The following is a 16,767-nucleotide window of genomic DNA, read 5'->3' on the forward strand; positions in this document are numbered from 1 at the left end:
ATGCATGAATAATACAATAAAAATACCATCGTGTTTGCTGATCACCGCGATCTTAGCAGGCTGCGGTGAAGATAGTTCTATCAATGTCAAAGAAGCCCCGTTACCACCAGTGCAAGGGGTATTTGTTGACAGCCCTGTTGCTGGTTTAACCTACAACAGCCCATCAATAAGCAATGGTGTAACAAACGCAAATGGACAATTCGATTACTTTAGAGGTGAAGCTATCGATTTCTCAATTGGTGCACTTACCTTCCCTACGGTCTCTGCCGCCAATGTATTAACTCCACTTGCTTTATTTTCGACAGATACCGTGTTTCATCCTGCTGTTATTAATAGTTTGCGTTTATTACAGTCACTAGATGTTGATGGTGATCCTAGCAATGGCATCACCATCAGCGAGCAAGCAGCACAAGCAGCCGTTATGACTTTAGCCGAAGGACAAACGATTACGGACTATTTTAGTAGCGATGAGTTTGAGGCAAACGTTAATGCGTGGCTCGCTGATGCAGGCTCAGCTAATAATACCTTAATTCCAGCTGATCAAGCGATTGTGCACTTTGTTGATTTTATTTTTAAGCAATACAACAGCACCCAACCTTTAGCATTTAATACTGCCGATTTTAGCGGAACATTGTATAACCCATTAGTACAAGGCAGTGAGGCAAGTATTGCACAGTTGATATTAACACCCGTTGATGAAGCAAACCTTAGTGGCACATTCAGCCAAGTAGTGGATGGTAGCGAAACAGTAACAGGCAATTATTCGTTTTTATTCGGTAACCGTGTACTTGCACTGACCTCAGTTGAGGGCGAGTCTGCTACCACTGAGTATATAATCTCTCGTTCCCATAATACGGTTAATAATACCTATAGTGTTTGTGCCACCAGCGATGCAAGCGCACTGGCAACACTGGTGCTTACTTGTGATAGTAATGATGATGCTAAAAACAATATTTTAGTGTTCTCCGAACAACAAGCTCAAGAAGAGTTAGTTAAACTCAATGATTTAGCACAGCAAGCTGGTTTAGCCTTAATTGAAGAGTTTGATACTGACACTGAAACATTTTTCTCATCGAGCTATAAAAGCTTATCGGATGAGCAAGGCAGCGGCCCGTTATATTTTAAAAGTGGCGGTAGTGCAAAAATTGACGATGTAGCAGGCCAACTAATTCTTGAAGGCGACCGTATTACCATCGGTAATACTCTGCCCGGCAAAGAATCAACAGCGACTGATAGCTCAGGTGTGGGGATTTATAATTTAAGCGAAGGGTTTACCATTAGCTTTGATGTTATTTCTCATAATAGTGCCGGTGGATTATCGCTGTATGTTGATAATAATACTGCCAGTCAAAGTAATTCAGTGCATGGTGGTGCTTCAAAGTTTTATGGTAAAGATATAAACGAAACCAACACCCCTGCAGGTAAAAAGTTCTCTTATACTTACATTCCAGGTGAAGATGTAAATACCGGCCCAGATCTAACTAATATCGATGCCCGTGGTATTTTAAATCCTGAGATTAAAAATTCATATTTCCAAATACGCACTGATTCAGCGGCAATGATTGTCATTGATAACTTAACCATTGAAACAGTTGCTACAGATGTGCCAGATGTTGAACCGCCAGTTGAGCCACCTGTTGAACCACCTGTTCAAGGTGAGATCCCAACAGTAGAATTACCAATTACCACTGACTTTACCGCACTTACTGCGGATATTTTCTCTGTTGATCATCAAAAAATTATTGATGCAAACGGCGATGAAATCCCCATGTTTAGCAAAACAGGCGGCTCAGTCACTGTGATTGATACTGGATTAGAACTCAATGGAGGTCGTTTCACATTAGGTAACACCACCCCAGGTATTGAAACAGCAGCAACGGATACCACCACCAGTGGAGCGCTGGATTTGTCTCGTCCTTATCAAGTGGTGATGGATATTGTCAGTATAAGTGACCCTGAAGGTGATAATAAATTCCAAATTTATGTGGATAACAACTCATCAAGCAGTTCTAAATCAATCCATGGTAATGACTCACGTTTTTATAATGAATTGATCAACTCGCTTACTGCTGGTCAAACTTTAACAGTACCCGGAAAGCTTGCGACTAAAAACTCATTTTTACAGTTACGTACCGAAACAGGCGGCACTGTGGTTATCAATAACCTCAGAGTTGAGTATGTTAAAGATCCATCTGTATTTAGCTGCACGGATGCACCTGAACTGTATTTTTGTGATGATTTTGCCAATGGTGATTTAAATAATTGGCAAATTTTAGCCAAGCCAGATAACACTGAAGCCCCAATGGGTGAGTTTGATGTACTTGATATCATGGGTAATAACATGATGCGATACACCGCAGGCGGAGCTGGGGGCGAGCTAATTTTAGCCACTGAAGAAGCTATGGCAAACGTGCCTTCGACAGGTAACTACTTTGTTGAAGCGAAAATTCGCCCACGTCAGAACTCTACCACGGCCAATAAGCAGATCTTTTTGATGGCACGCTATTTAAATGCCGGTAATTGGTACGCCGGTGGCTTAAATGTGCAAAACTCATCAAGCAGTACGCAAGTGGAAGTTGCCGTTAGTAGCGAAGGGTCGATTGCGCGTCCAGTGCAAACAAAATCACCAATCTTACTCGGTGAAAAAGGCGCTACAGAAGACGGCGTTTGGTACACCACTCGATTTGAGATGATTGATGATCAACTTACCGTATACTTAGATGGTGAGAAAATGGGCTCTGCGACTGATACCAGCTATACAGCGCGTGGCTTAATTGGTGTGTTTACGAATAATCGTTCGTTTGAAATTGATGATGTAAAAGTGGGCGACCCTAGCATCAAGCCAATTCAGTTAACCCTTGATTACAAAGAGCCTAATTGGGACACAAGTACCAGTATGGATCCATTGTTGATCAACGTTACAGCGATTAAAAACGACGGTATCACAGCCGACACCTACACGGTCACTTCAAGCAATGAAGCAGTGGTGAGCGTTACAATCGATGCAAATACGATCACCCTTACACCGATTGCTGCAGGCGATGCAACGATCACATTTGTATCGGATTCAGACCCAAGTATTACCCGGACTATTAAAGTCTCTGTTGCAGAAGGCTTTGTTATGCCAACTGCTGACTATGGTGATTTAACAGCTAAAGTAATGCCAGCGATTGCTAGCGATAACCAATTTGTTGATACCCAATTATCGCTTACTTTTGATAACGCCCCTACCTTTGGTAGTTTAGGTGAAGTTCGTATTTATAAGCAAAACGACAACACCCTAGTTGATACCCTCAAAGTGGGTAAAAATGTCGATGTGATAGGCTACACCGGCCAGGATAAAGTCCGCTCTGTGTACTACTACCCGCTCACAATTGAAGGCAATACCTTAACCATTAAACCGCATAATAATGTGCTTGAATATGGCCATACTTATCGTGTTGTCATTGGTGATGATGTGGTATTAGGCGCACAACTCAACGGTACTGATTTTATTGGCCTCGGTGATAATAGCCAATGGACGTTCACCACTAAAGTGACAACGCCGGCAAGCAATCAACTATTGGTTGATGATGACGGTGTAGCTGACTTTAGAACCGTGCAAGGTGCACTTAACTTTGCAATGGCAAATCTTGCTAAAGATGAGCAAACCACCATTTCAGTCAAAGATGGCGTATATAATGAACTGCTATTCTTACGTAATAAAAATAACGTAACTATACAAGGGCAAAGCCAAGACAATACTATTATCCAGTACGAAAACTTCGAAACACTCAATGGTGGCTCAGGTGGCAGTGCGCCTGTAGGTTCTGGCACACCGGGTGGCGGTCGTGGTGTATTCTTAGTTGAAGGTGCGGATATGTTAGTGATCAACAACCTAACATTGAAAAACACGCATTTGCGTAACAAGGTTGATTCAAACCAAGCTGAAACAATTTACTTTAATAGTAATGGTCGTTTAGTGGCTAATAATGCCAGCTTTATTAGCGAACAAGATACCCTATTACTGAAAGGTTATAGCTGGTTCTACAACAGCTTAGTTGCTGGTAATGTTGACTTTATTTGGGGCTACCCAGTTACCGCATTATTTGAAAGCAGTGAAATTCGCACCATTGGTGACTCTAAAGACAATGACCCAACGAAAGACACCTCTGGAGGCTATGTATTACAAGCACGCGTACCTGTGCAAACAGATCCTGGCTTTATCTTTTTAAACAGTAGTTTTACTCATGGCCCAGGACCAATTGGCAATGATGTATTAGATAATTCAACCTATATTGCACGCAGTGGTGGCAGTGACACATATTTCGATAACATAACGCTTATCAATAATAAGTTTGATACCCACATTGCAACCTCAGGTTGGGCTGTGCAAGGTGTTAACAGTCAACCTGCACCAAATCCAGAAATTGCAACGGCTACCAGTGGCTGGCGCGAGTATGGCAGCATGGATTTAGCAGGTAATGCCCTTGATTTAAGTGCCCGTGTTGGCGGTTACATTATGCAAGACAGCGACGTGGTTAACTTACTTGAGCGTAATGCTATTTTTGCAAGCTTTAATGATGGCCAAGGTTGGACACCTGAACCACTAGCAATCCCAATCTTGCCAGATGAGCCAATTGCAATTACACCGGTGAATAATAGTCTGGGTTTTGCTGGTTATAATTTTAACCTAACCGGTGGCGAAGGTGGAACAGTCGTGACCGTTGATAATGGCACAGCGCTTAAATCGGCTTTAGCACAAGCAAAATCATCAGGTGTTCCAGTGACTATTTATGTCGACGGTGTCATTACTGATGCAAACAGTGGCGGCGATAATTCTTCTATCGAAATTAAAGATATGGATAATATCTCAATCATTGGTGTGGCAGATCGTGGTGAGCTAAGTGGTATCGGCATTGCTATTCGTCGTGCTAATAACATCATTATCCAAAACTTAAAAATCCATGAAGTACTTACCGGCGGTAAAGATGGTATTTCGATTGAAGGTGATGAAAATAAACCTACCGCGAATATCTGGATTGATCATAACGAACTCTATTCATCGTTAAATGTTGATCAAGATTATTATGATGGTTTAATCGATTCTAAATCGGGTGCTGAAAACATTACCATTTCATATAACTATATTCACGATAGCTGGAAAACGTCACTCCATGGTCACAGTGATGATGACTCGAGCAGCAATAAGAATCGTCATATTACCTTTCACCATAACCGCTTTGAAAACATCATATCGCGTGTTCCGTTGTTTAGATTTGGTCTAGGCCATATATTCAACAACTATTATAACAATATCACCTCTAGCGCGATTAACTCACGAATGGGCGCAGAGCTACATATTGAGAATAACTACTTTGAGCATACTAAAAATCCTGTGGTCTCTTTTTACTCAAAAGTAATTGGTTATTGGAATACCTCTGGTAACTACCTAGGTGAAGGCGTTACTTGGGGTGATGTGGCTGACGGCGATGTGGCAGCAGAGGTTACTGCTACAGGTATGACACCCACCAGCTCATACCAAGCACCTTACGAGTATAAGTTAACTCCAGTAATGGACGTTAAAGCGCATGTTATTGCCCATGCCGGTATTGGTAAAATAGATCAAAGCGATTTAGACATCCCAGACATTGCAGCGCCAAGTGAGCCACCTGTGCAACAGCCGCTTGGTTTACCATTTACTGAAAATTTTGCCGCAGCAAATGCTGACGAATTTTTTAGTAATAGCTACCGCGACCTATCAGGTTTAGCGGGTACGGGGACCCCGCTGTTTCATCGTGTCACTGGCACAATCGATGTATCCGCTGGGCAACTAACCATGACAGGTGCACGTATTAGCATTGCCAATACCACCCCTGCGGTGAATACCACCTCAGCGGATGCAAGCACAACGGGTCTACTTGATTTAAGTAACAACTATCAAGTGAGCTTTAAAGTCGCGGCTGTAGCAGGTAACACCGCAAAAAGCTTCCAAATATATGTAGATAACAATACCTCAGGTAGCGCTAATTCGATCCATGGCGGCTCTTCAAAGTTTTATTCAGTAAAACTTGAAGAGCTCGTCCCTGGTCAAACGTACACCGTCGATGGGTTGGTAGCCACAGCAACCTCATTCATCACTCTCAGAACGGAAAGTGAAGCAACTATCACATTGGATGAAATAACCATCCAATAGTTGTAATGAGAGCAGCCAAGCGCTGCTTTCACACAATTTGATAGTTACCAATACCCTTGCCCGCACAGCAAGGGTATTTTTTTTATCTATATCATTCCTTTCTCTTTGTGCAATAAAATCTTTAAGTGAATAATTCACAAAGAGATTAATAGGCGCTGCGGGTAAAGAGCGAGGGCATAAAGTAAACGTTTTAAATTGAGTTAGTAATTTTTCAAGTATGGATGCAGGAGGTGGAGCAATGCAGGAGTAATTGCCGAGAACACCCTATCAAAATTCCTGCCTTGTTATCACTGTATTTATCTGTCGCTATAAATGGTCAGTAACTTAATACGATTAGTATCAAACTTGGAGGAACTTGCAGCGCTCAAAATCTTCCAGATATTAAAAACGAGCGCTATGAATTTTATCCTTTAGGCAGCATATCGGCCGTTTGGTTTAACACCGATATTTGATGCTATTTTATCAAAGGTGCTCCTCAAATTTAATTAGCTTATGAATTAAATCAAAAAAGTATATTGGATTACGGATAGAAGTAAGCGCCCTACTGTCAGTTAGGCGCTTTATATGTCTGTAACAAAAAGGTTATTATGGGGGGGGGTAATCGGTACTATTTAGCGCATCTGTTAGTAGATTCACGCTTCACTAAATAAGGAGTGACTACGTCATCTAATTTAATTTTTTCACTTTGTGTCGATTGGCTTTTATTAATGAGTTTTTGCACCGCTAAACATGCCATATTTTGTACCGGTCTTCGAATAGTCGTTAGCGATGGAATGATCCGTGAAGCCAAAATATTATCATCAAAACCTGCTACTGATAGCTGTTCTGGTACTTTGATATTTAAATTACTGGCAACCCGTAATACCCCAGCCGCCATTTCGTCGTTGTTAGCAACAATGGCCGTTGGTCTTGGTTCAGTGCTTAACAATGTCATAGCGCACTCAATACCACTTTCGTAACTATTTTTGCCTTCAATAATACGATTTCCTGGCAGTTGCACATTACATTGTTGCAGTTCAGCTAAAAATCCAGCTAAGCGTTCGATTGAAGAACGATAAACTTGCGGTCCAGAAATAAAACCAATGTCTTTATGACCAAGTTCAACCAAGTAGCTGGCCATTTCTTTCATTGCTGCGCGTTCGTCTGAGACCACAATATTATCAGCATCATCTAAATCTACCGATGCTAAGCGCACATAAGGACAACCTGCTTCACGAATTGCTGCAGCCAACTCTTTGTTTTCAGATACTGGCGGTAAAATAATCACGCCATCAAGCTTAGAGCGAGAGATAAATGACAGGCAATCGTCGATAAATTCAGCACTTTTAGAGTAACTAGGATGAACAACCAATTCATAGCCAAGTTCAGAGCAGACGCTTAATGCACCTCGTTGCACCTGATCAATATACAATGCATCGGGGTTATCATAAATTAAACCTAATAAGTAAGAACGACTTGATGCCAGCCCCCGTGCTTGTTTGTCAGGAGAAAAACCAACTTCGCTGATAATTTTAAGCACTCGCTCTCGCGTCGCTTCACCCACAGCGGGAGAGCGGTTGATCACACGTGAAACTGTGCGCTTTGAAACACCACACAGCTTAGCTACATCATTAATCGTTACTGACATAAAAGTTCCTATTTAGGATGATTGCAAAGTTTAACACTAACCGTAGATCCATAGAAGTAGTTAGTCAGCTCTTGTTATACATTGACTACTTTGATTTAAAAGAAAAATGGAGCTGTTGAGCTCCATCACAGATTTGTTTGATTAAGTTGCCCTAAACGCTGGCAAATAAATTATCCCAAGTTCAGGTTAGTTACTCGATTAAACCAAATAAACGCGGTAACGTTTCACTGATCGCCGGTACATATGTAACCAACATCAATACCAGAAACATCACAGCATACAGCGGCATCATTGGCTTAATTATTTTATGTAACGATGTTTTCGCCACCGCACAACTGACAAACAGCACACTCCCAACTGGCGGAGACACCAAGCCAATTGATAAGTTTAATACAATCATAATCCCAAATTGAATCGGCGACATACCAAATTGCTCAGCTACCGGTAAAAAGATCGGTGTAAAAATCAATACCGCAGGCGTCATATCAATAAACGCGCCAACCAAAATTAAAATCAGATTGATTAACAACAAGATTAAAATCGGATTATCACTGAGTGTTAAAAAGAACTCACTGACCAGCTGTGGAATATGTGTGTATGACAATAACCACGACATGCCCGAAGACGCGGCAATGATCAGCATTACAATAGCCGTTGTTTCACAAGCTTTTAGTAATATAGCAGGCATTTCAGCTATATTGATTTCTTTGTAGATAAATACCGACAGTATTAAAGCATAAATAACGGCAATAGCGCCGGCTTCAGTTGCGGTAAATACACCGCCAATAATGCCGCCAATAACAATAAAAATAAGCAACAAGCTTGGCAAAGCTGCGAGTATTTTTTTCATCACAATGTTAAATGGCAGTCTTGCTGTTACTGGGTAGTTGTTTTTAATCGAGTAAATAGCGCAAACAATCATCAATGCCAGCCCTACTAAAATACCCGGTAAGTAGCCGGCAATAAATAATGCCGCAATCGACACCCCACCACTGGCGATGGCATAGATAATTAAAATATTACTCGGTGGTATTAACATGCCCGTAGTGGCTGCACTTGCGGTAACCGCCGCAGCAAAACTGGCACTGTAACCATGTTTTTTCATTTCTGGCACCATAAAACTACCAATCGCCGATGTGGCTGCAACGGCAGAGCCTGATATTGCACCAAATAACATGCACGACATTACATTTACGAGTGCCAGGCCGCCGGGTAAAAAGCCTATCATCGCCATAGCACATTCAATCAGCCGTTTAGCAATGCCGCCTTGACCCATTATCAATCCAGACAAGATAAAAAATGGGATTGCCAATAATGCGAAACTATCAATGCCACCGGCCATTTGTTGGGCTATGGTCGTGGTGGCAGGCGTAAAATCAATGTGCATTAATAGCGCTGCTAATGTTGATAGCGCAATACACAAAGAAATAGGTACATTAATAAATAACAATACAAAAAAACAAACGATTAAAACAATTGCTGTTAAGTCCATTACGCTTCCTCCGTGAATTTTTGCTGTGCATAATTGATCAGGTTTTCAATGCAATTAATCACAATCAACACCCCGCTCAGCGGTAAAACGATATACACATAACCCATGTTGATCTCAAGCGCCGCTGACGTTTGCTTTAATTCAAAGCTCAGCATCATCAATTGGCTGCCGCCATACACTAAAATACTTAATGCTGTGATCAGCACGCAGATTTCGATTACAAATGAACACTTATACCTAAGTGACGGGATCATTTTTTGATAAAACAGATCAAGTCCTAAATGTGCTTTAGTACGATACGCATACGAAGCGCCCAAGACACCAATCCAAATCAGGATAAAACGCGCTAACTCTTCGGTGTATGAGCTCGGTGCACGTAAAATAAATCGTGAAAATACTTGCCAACAAACAACGGTTACAATTGCTATCATGGCCAAAATCAGTAATCGCTCTATGATGCGATTTAAGTGTGTGTTGAGTTGTCGCATTGTTTGCTCCTACATGCTTTTTATTTTTTTAATGTGAGCTGCAACCGCTGTATCAGCGAACGAAGCATGAAAATCAGCCACTTTATCTTGAAACGCTTGTTTGTCAGGGTAGGTCACTTGTACGCCTTCTGCGATAACTGCTTTAAGCGCCTCATCAGATGCGTTTTGCCACAATGAACGTTGGTACTCAACAGAGTCGGCCATCGCTTGGGTTAACCACTGTTGTTGTTCGTTGTTAAGTGAGTTCCAAACTTCTAAGCTTGCTAAAATTACATCTGGAACAAAGGTATGTTCGTCCAGCGAATAATATTTAGCGATTTCGTAATGACGAGATAAGTAATAGCTTGGCGGATTGTTCTCTGCGCCATCAACTACACCTTGTTGCAGTGCGGCATATAATTCGCCCCATGCAATCGGTGCTGCAGCGCCGCCTAAAGCCTGCACTGTTGCTACTGCTGTAGGGCTATTTAACACGCGAATTTTTTTACCTATTAAATCATCTGGGGTATTAATCGCGCCATTGGTGGTGTAAAAGCTGCGGCTGCCTGCATCGTAATAGCCCAAACCTTTAAGCCTTGCAGTGCTCACTTTATTAAGTAGATCGGTGCCTAAGTCACTTTTAAGTACACGCCAAAAATGTTCACTATCGCGAAACAAATACGGAATGCCAAACACTTTCATCTCAGGTACAAAGCCTTCCAGCGGGCTTGCCGATACTTTAGTGATTGATAAACTTCCAATTTGTAACAACTCAATGAGTTCACGTTCAGACCCCAACTGACCACCTGGATAGATAACAATTTCCATTGTGCCATTTGAATAAAATGCCAAACGTTCAGCCATATATTCCATTGCTTGATGCACCACATGGCGAGTATCGAGTGTATGCGCCATGGTCAGTCGCAGCGTTTTTTTATCATCGCTACAGCTACTAAGCAAAAATAACGAAAAAACCAGCATTATCTTTATGAGAAGATTTCTATTCATTATTATTTCTTCTTATCGCTATATGATCATTAATGAGCTGATTATCTCAGCTCGCTCGGTTGATATTTATCCATATCGTCGTAGTCAAGGTTTTCACCTGCCATACCCCAGATAAAGCTATAGTTTTGTGTGCCAGCACCGGAGTGAATTGACCACGGTGGCGATACCACTGCTTGCTCGTTATGTACCCAAATATGGCGTGTTTCAGTCGGCTCGCCCATAAAGTGACACACCGCTTGCTGCTCTGGCACTTCAAAATAAAAATACACTTCGTTGCGACGATCATGCTGATGAGCTGGCATGGTATTCCAGACGCTGCCTGGTTTTAATTCCGTTAGCCCCATTTGTAGTTGGCATGTTTGTACTACGGTATTGATCAGCATCTGATTAATATTGCGCTCATTGGAGGTTTCAAGCGCACCTAAATGCAATACATTAGCATCATTACGCGTCACTAACTTATTTGGATATTTGTGGTGAGCTGGTGCAGAATTAAGATAAAATTTTGCAGGATTGCCACTGTCATGACTACTAAACAGCACCTCATTGGTATCTTTACCTAAATACAAGGCATCTTTATAGCCAAGCTGAAAATCTTCTCCATCAGCAGTCACCGTGCCGCTGCCGCCAACATTGATCACACCAAGCTCTCTACCTGTTAAAAAGTTTGCTGCTTTTAAGTTGTCTACCGTTTCTAACCTAAGCGGTGCGCTGGTTGGCACCGCACTGCCCACCATAAAACGCTCGTAGTGGGTGTATAACCAATAAATGGTGTTCTCTTGCATGAGTTTGTCGACCAAAAACTCATCTCTTAACTGTTGGGTGTCATAGCCTTTAACTTCATTTGGACCAACGGCATAACGTGACTCTATTTGTGTGCTCATAACATGCTACCTAAAATTAAAAATTATCGTGCTAACCAGCCACCATCAACCGCGAGAATATGGCCATTGACATAGTCACTGGCTGTTGATGATAAAAATATGGCTGAACCAATTAAGTCTTCTGCTTCACCCCAACGCCCCGCAGGGATACGCTTTTCAATTTCACTATTACGAGCGGCATCATCTTGTAATGCTTGGGTGTTATCGGTTCTAAAATAACCTGGCGCAATAGCATTAACCTGAATATTGTGTTGCGCCCATTCGTTTGCCAGCGCTTTAGTAAGACCCGCTACCGCATGTTTGCTCGCGGTATATGCTGGGACTGTCATACCGCCACTGTATGACAGCATTGAGGCAATATTAATTATTTTGCCAAACCCTTGTTTGATCATGTTTGGCGCAACCGCTTGGGCCAATAAAAAACTGGCATCAAGGTTTACTTTCATCACGTTCTGCCATTGCTCATACGGGTAATCCACCGCAGGGCTGCGAAATATTGTGCCGCCAACATTCACCAAAATATCAATACCGCCATGATTAGCTAAGGCTGTAGCTGCTAAGGCATTCACTGAATCCGTATTACTCAAATCAGCTGCATAATCATACGCCTCACCACCGCGCTCTTTGATCATCTGACACGTTGCTTGGCAGCCGTGCTCTTTACTACTACTGCAAATAACCTTGGCGCCAGCATCTGCTAAACCCAGTGCAATTTGTTGACCCAGTCCGCGGCTTGCACCGGTGACGAGTGCCGTTTTTGAAGTTAGATCAAACAAAGTGGCTGTCATTTTAAATTCCTGTATAAAGTGTTTATTACGTAATTACTAATTCAATGTAAATTGAATTGACTAAACTTGTTAATACCCATTCTTCGCTACCGGTGGCAATTTGTCAAATATTATTTGCCACCGGTGGCAAATATAGCTAAGATGTAAATATCAATCAGCCCATATAACGTTTATAGGTTCATATTATGCAAGCACTGAATAGAAAAAACTTTAATAAAAACAAATACCCAACAAAAATAATGCAATACGGTGAGGGGAATTTCTTGCGTGCATTTATCGATTGGCAAATTGATAAACTCAATGAAACAAGTGATCTAAACGCCGGCGTTGCGGTGATCCGCCCTATTGATTATGACGCAATTCCTTTACTTAATGTTCAAGATGGTTTGTATACCACTATTATTCGTGGCTTAAACGAGCAAGGTGAAACCGTCGCCGATCACCGTATTATTAGTTCAATTAATGAAGAAATTCCTGTCTATAAGGATTTTCCGCGTTATATGGCATTAGCTGAGAATCCGGATCTGAAAATTATTTTTTCAAATACCACTGAAGCTGGTATTGAATATATTGATACTGATAAACTCGATGACGCTCCCGCTAAAGCATTCCCAGCTAAATTAACGCAGTGGTTGTTCCATCGCTTTAATCACTTTAACGGCTCAGCTGACAGCGGCATGGTGATCATCCCTTGTGAGTTAATTGACTACAACGGCGAGAAACTCAAAGAAATCGTGTTTCAATACTGCCAACTTTGGCAACTACCTGAGGCGTTTTCAAGCTGGTTGAATGAAGCTAACCACTTTTGCTCAAGCTTAGTTGACCGTATTGTCACTGGCTTCCCCCGTGATGAGCATCAACAACTACAAGAATCGTTAGGTTATTTAGATAACTTTATGGTGACCGCTGAGTACTTTCACTTGTTTGTTATTCAAGGACCGCAGCATCTAGCTGAATTATTATGCTTGCAAGACAGTGATCTAAATATAAAAATTGTTGATGATATTTCACCTTACAAACAACAAAAAGTCGGTATTTTAAATGGTGCTCATACGGCTTTAGTGCCACTAGCTTACATGGCGAACATTGATTCTGTGGGCGATGCGCTGGCCGATCCTTTGTTTGAAAAATACCTAACACAATTAATCTTTGCTGAAATTATTCCCACTCTTGATTTACCTGAAGATGAATTAAAGCGCTTTGCCAATGATGTACTGAACCGCTTTAGAAATCCGTATATTTGCCATTTATTACTGGCTATTTCACTCAACAGTATGACTAAATTTAAGACCCGTATTTTGCCGCAGTTGCACACCTATGTGAAAACAAATAACGCCGTACCGAATATGATGGCATTGGCTATTGCAGGGCAAATTTTGATGTATAAAGGCCTACGTAATGAGCAGCAAATTGAATTGAGCGATGCACCACAATGGCTAGAACTATTTAATACCCTGTGGCATGACTTTGATAACAACACCCTATCCTTAAACACGCTTGTTGAACAAGTACTAGGGGCACAATGGCATTGGGAAAGTGATTTAAATGAACTTCCTGAATTAACTGCCACCGTTACAGCTCACCTACGTAATATGCTCACTGAAGGTGTAGCTACTACGCTTACTAACCAGTTAGGCCAATAATATGAAACCATTAATTAAACTACACCCAACTGATGATGTTGCCATTGCAATGCGTAATATCACCGCTGGTGAAATATTGCCCGTTGATGGCGAAGAGATCTTAGTCAATGAGAACATTGATAAAGGCCATAAAGTGGCGCTGCGTGATATTAATAAACAAGAGAATGTTATTAAATACGGTGCCCCCATTGGCTTTGCCCTAGAGAATATTCAAAAAGGCGGTTGGGTGCATACCCATTGCGTTAAAACCACCCTCAATGATGAACTGGATTATCAGTATATTCCTGAGTTTATTGAGCAAAGTGAAGCGACCCCTTCGCCTGAAGTAAATATTTATCGTAGACAAAACGGTGAAATTGGCATTCGTAATGAAATCTGGCTGATCCCTACGGTAGGCTGTGTTAATGGCATGATCAACCAAATGATCAAAGAGTTTAAACTGCGTCATCCACAATTAGAAATTGATGGCATTTATGCGTTTCCTCACCAGTTTGGCTGCTCTCAGCTGGGCGATGATTTAGACACAACACGGATACTGCTACAAAACATGGCACTGCATCCAAATGCTGGTGGCGCTTTAGTCGTTGGCTTAGGCTGTGAAAATAATCAATTACCGGCATTTCGTGATGGCTTAGGGGATTACGATGAAGGCCGAATTAAGTTTTTGATCACCCAACAAGCGGATGACGAAATTGAAGAAGGCGTTGCGCTACTTGAACAAATTTATGCCCAAGTAAAACAAGATAAACGTCAACCGGGTACTTTATCTGAAGTAAAGTTTGGCCTTGAATGTGGTGGCAGCGATGGTTTGTCTGGTATCACGGCGAATCCGATGCTGGGTTATTTTTCAGATTATTTAATTGCTCAAGGTGGCACAACGGTATTAACCGAAGTACCTGAAATGTTTGGCGCTGAAACTTTATTAATGTCGCGCTGTAAAGACGAGGAAACCTTTAACAAGCTCGTTAACATGGTTAATAACTTTAAAGGTTATTACAAAGCTCATAATCAACCTATTTATGAAAATCCGTCGCCAGGTAATAAAAAAGGCGGGATCACTACCTTAGAAGATAAATCATTAGGGTGTACGCAAAAAGCCGGCACCAGTAAAGTACAAGCGGTTTTACACTATGGTGAACGCCTGCAAATACCTGGATTAAATCTATTAGATGCACCAGGTAACGACCCTATTGCCACCAGCGCACTTGGTGCTGCAGGTTGTCATATGGTGTTATTTACCACTGGCCGCGGTACGCCTTATGGTGGATTTGTGCCAACGTTAAAAATTGCTACTAATTCAGAACTTGCCAATAAGAAAAAACGCTGGATAGATTTTGACGCTGGCGTTTTAATTAACGATGTCTCAATGGAGCAAGTCCACGGGGAGTTTGTTGAACTGCTAGTCAACATCGTAAACGGCCAACCAACTTGCAATGAAATAAACGACATTCGTGAAGTCGCTATTTGGAAAAAAGGAGTGACGTTATAAATGACACCTAAGTCCATCGCAATTATTGGCGAATGTATGGTTGAGCTTAGCGGCCAACCATTTACTGCTATGCAACAAAATTATGGCGGCGACAGCATGAATACCGCCATTTACTTAAAAAAACTCGCAGGCAATGAAGTAAACGTCAATTACGTCAGTGCCATGGGCACTGATCCACTAAGTCGTGCACTAATTGAAAAATGGCAAGCTCACCATATTAATACTGACAATGTGCTGCTCAGTCATAACAAACAACCGGGTTTGTATATGATTCAAAACGATGTGTCAGGGGAGCGTACTTTTCAGTATTGGCGTAGCGACTCAGCCGCTAAATATTTATTGCAACATACTGATTTTAAAAAAGTACTAACCAGCCTTGCCGAAGTTGATGCTATTTATTTATCGGGGATCTCGCTAGCAATTTTAGCAGAGCAAGATTGCCATACTTTACTCAGCCATTTAGCGTTACTAAAACAGCAAGGGATAAAAATTATTTATGATAGCAACTATCGCCCTGCATTATGGTCAAGCAAAATGCACTGCCACCTTGCCAATAATAAAGCATACGCACTAGCCGATTTAGCATTAGTGACCTTTGACGATGAAGCACAATTATGGGGAGATAGTAATGTTGCGCAATGTACCGAGCGTTTGCACCAACAAGGCGCTCACGAGGTCGTTGTAAAACTCGGCGCAGATGGCTGCCAATACAGTAAAAAACACCTTGATAATTCAATTTCAGTCGAGCTGTTTAATACTGTCGCTGTAGAAAAAGTGATCGACACTACCGCCGCAGGTGACTCATTTAACGCAGGCTTTTTAGCCCAGTGGTTAACAGAGCAACCTATAAAACAATGTGCACAAGCGGGTAATTTACTGGCCGCCCAAGTGATCCAAAAGCGTGGAGCAATTGTCGAGATAGACATTGCGACAATCAAACACACAATAAAGGCTTAGCTATTTTTTCTTGCTCTACATCAAAAACTACTAATACAGTGAGCGCTTTATTTAGCCCGCTAGAATGGTTAAATACTTAAATCGATTAGTTAAGACTCTTTAACGTCTCGACACCGAACCTGAGTGCATACCTAAGTTTACTTATTCTAAAGTAAGTGCTGTGAGACGCTTATTTTGTTTAAGTAAACTTCCTCTCATGGGTATGCACTCTAATTCCCTTACTTGCTGCTAATAATG

General features: G+C 41.6%; 10 protein-coding genes. 4 read left to right on the plus strand and 6 right to left on the minus strand.

All coding sequences use genetic code 11. The features are described 5' to 3' along the window. The first annotated feature begins 4 nt into the window (after positions 1-4). Positions 5-6,175 (plus strand): pectinesterase family protein, encoded by a 6,171-nt coding sequence (locus tag H5203_RS09890; protein WP_182819679.1) that lies wholly within the window; start codon positions 5-7, stop codon positions 6,173-6,175. Between the two features lie 607 nt (positions 6,176-6,782). On the opposite strand, the gene H5203_RS09895 is transcribed toward H5203_RS09890, so the two are convergent. From H5203_RS09895 to H5203_RS09920, 6 genes are all read right to left on the minus strand, one after another. Further along, a complete protein-coding gene (locus H5203_RS09895; protein ID WP_145239108.1) occupies positions 6,783-7,802 on the minus strand; it encodes a LacI family DNA-binding transcriptional regulator in 1,020 nt (339 codons plus the stop codon). Positions 7,803-7,992: 190 nt separating this feature from the next. Further along, positions 7,993-9,294, minus strand: coding sequence for a TRAP transporter large permease (locus tag H5203_RS09900; protein WP_145239111.1), 1,302 nt, complete (start codon positions 9,292-9,294; stop codon positions 7,993-7,995). After that, a complete protein-coding gene (locus H5203_RS09905; RefSeq protein ID WP_145239113.1) occupies positions 9,294-9,782 on the minus strand; it encodes a TRAP transporter small permease in 489 nt (162 codons plus the stop codon). Before H5203_RS09905 ends, H5203_RS09900 begins: the two co-directional genes overlap by 1 nt. Positions 9,783-9,791: 9 nt before the next feature. Beyond that, on the minus strand, positions 9,792-10,769 hold the full coding sequence (locus H5203_RS09910; RefSeq protein ID WP_259401937.1) for a TRAP transporter substrate-binding protein: 978 nt from the start codon (positions 10,767-10,769) through the stop codon (positions 9,792-9,794). Positions 10,770-10,810: 41 nt separating this feature from the next. Beyond that, entirely contained in the window at positions 10,811-11,653 is an 843-nt protein-coding gene (kduI, locus tag H5203_RS09915; protein WP_182731227.1) for a 5-dehydro-4-deoxy-D-glucuronate isomerase, read from the minus strand. A 23-nt stretch (positions 11,654-11,676) separates the two neighbouring features. Next, positions 11,677-12,441 carry an SDR family oxidoreductase gene (locus H5203_RS09920; protein WP_182819680.1) on the minus strand — a complete coding sequence of 255 codons (765 nt, stop codon included), beginning with the start codon at positions 12,439-12,441 and terminating at the stop codon, positions 11,677-11,679. A gap of 185 nt (positions 12,442-12,626) precedes the next feature. Between H5203_RS09920 and H5203_RS09925 the strand changes: the two genes are divergently transcribed. Genes H5203_RS09925 through H5203_RS09935 form a run of 3 tightly spaced genes read left to right on the plus strand, consistent with a single transcriptional unit; the run spans position 12,627 to position 16,530 of the window. After that, on the plus strand, positions 12,627-14,084 hold the full coding sequence (locus H5203_RS09925) for a tagaturonate reductase (RefSeq protein ID WP_145239122.1): 1,458 nt from the start codon (positions 12,627-12,629) through the stop codon (positions 14,082-14,084). 1 nt (position 14,085) lies between these two features. Then, entirely contained in the window at positions 14,086-15,573 is a 1,488-nt protein-coding gene (locus H5203_RS09930; protein WP_145239125.1) for a UxaA family hydrolase, read from the plus strand. Continuing rightward, positions 15,574-16,530 (plus strand): sugar kinase, encoded by a 957-nt coding sequence (locus tag H5203_RS09935; RefSeq protein WP_182731228.1) that lies wholly within the window; start codon positions 15,574-15,576, stop codon positions 16,528-16,530. Positions 16,531-16,767 lie beyond the last annotated feature (237 nt).

The sequence above is a fragment of the Pseudoalteromonas sp. SG41-1 genome, from assembly GCF_014164575.1.
Classification (GTDB): Bacteria; Pseudomonadota; Gammaproteobacteria; order Enterobacterales; family Alteromonadaceae; genus Pseudoalteromonas; species Pseudoalteromonas rhizosphaerae.

Excerpts from the sequence above, each read along its gene's own strand:
- H5203_RS09890 (WP_182819679.1), top strand. The coding sequence starts at position 5 with ATGAATAATACAATAAAAATACCATCGTGTTTGCTGATCACCGCGATC.
- H5203_RS09925 (WP_145239122.1), top strand. The coding sequence starts at position 12,627 with ATGCAAGCACTGAATAGAAAAAACTTTAATAAAAACAAATACCCAACA.
- H5203_RS09930 (WP_145239125.1), top strand. The coding sequence starts at position 14,086 with ATGAAACCATTAATTAAACTACACCCAACTGATGATGTTGCCATTGCA.
- H5203_RS09900 (WP_145239111.1), bottom strand. The coding sequence starts at position 9,294 with ATGGACTTAACAGCAATTGTTTTAATCGTTTGTTTTTTTGTATTGTTA.
- H5203_RS09905 (WP_145239113.1), bottom strand. The coding sequence starts at position 9,782 with ATGCGACAACTCAACACACACTTAAATCGCATCATAGAGCGATTACTG.
- H5203_RS09935 (WP_182731228.1), top strand. The coding sequence starts at position 15,574 with ATGACACCTAAGTCCATCGCAATTATTGGCGAATGTATGGTTGAGCTT.
- H5203_RS09920 (WP_182819680.1), bottom strand. The coding sequence starts at position 12,441 with ATGACAGCCACTTTGTTTGATCTAACTTCAAAAACGGCACTCGTCACC.
- H5203_RS09910 (WP_259401937.1), bottom strand. The coding sequence starts at position 10,769 with ATGAATAGAAATCTTCTCATAAAGATAATGCTGGTTTTTTCGTTATTT.
- H5203_RS09895 (WP_145239108.1), bottom strand. The coding sequence starts at position 7,802 with ATGTCAGTAACGATTAATGATGTAGCTAAGCTGTGTGGTGTTTCAAAG.
- kduI (WP_182731227.1), bottom strand. The coding sequence starts at position 11,653 with ATGAGCACACAAATAGAGTCACGTTATGCCGTTGGTCCAAATGAAGTT.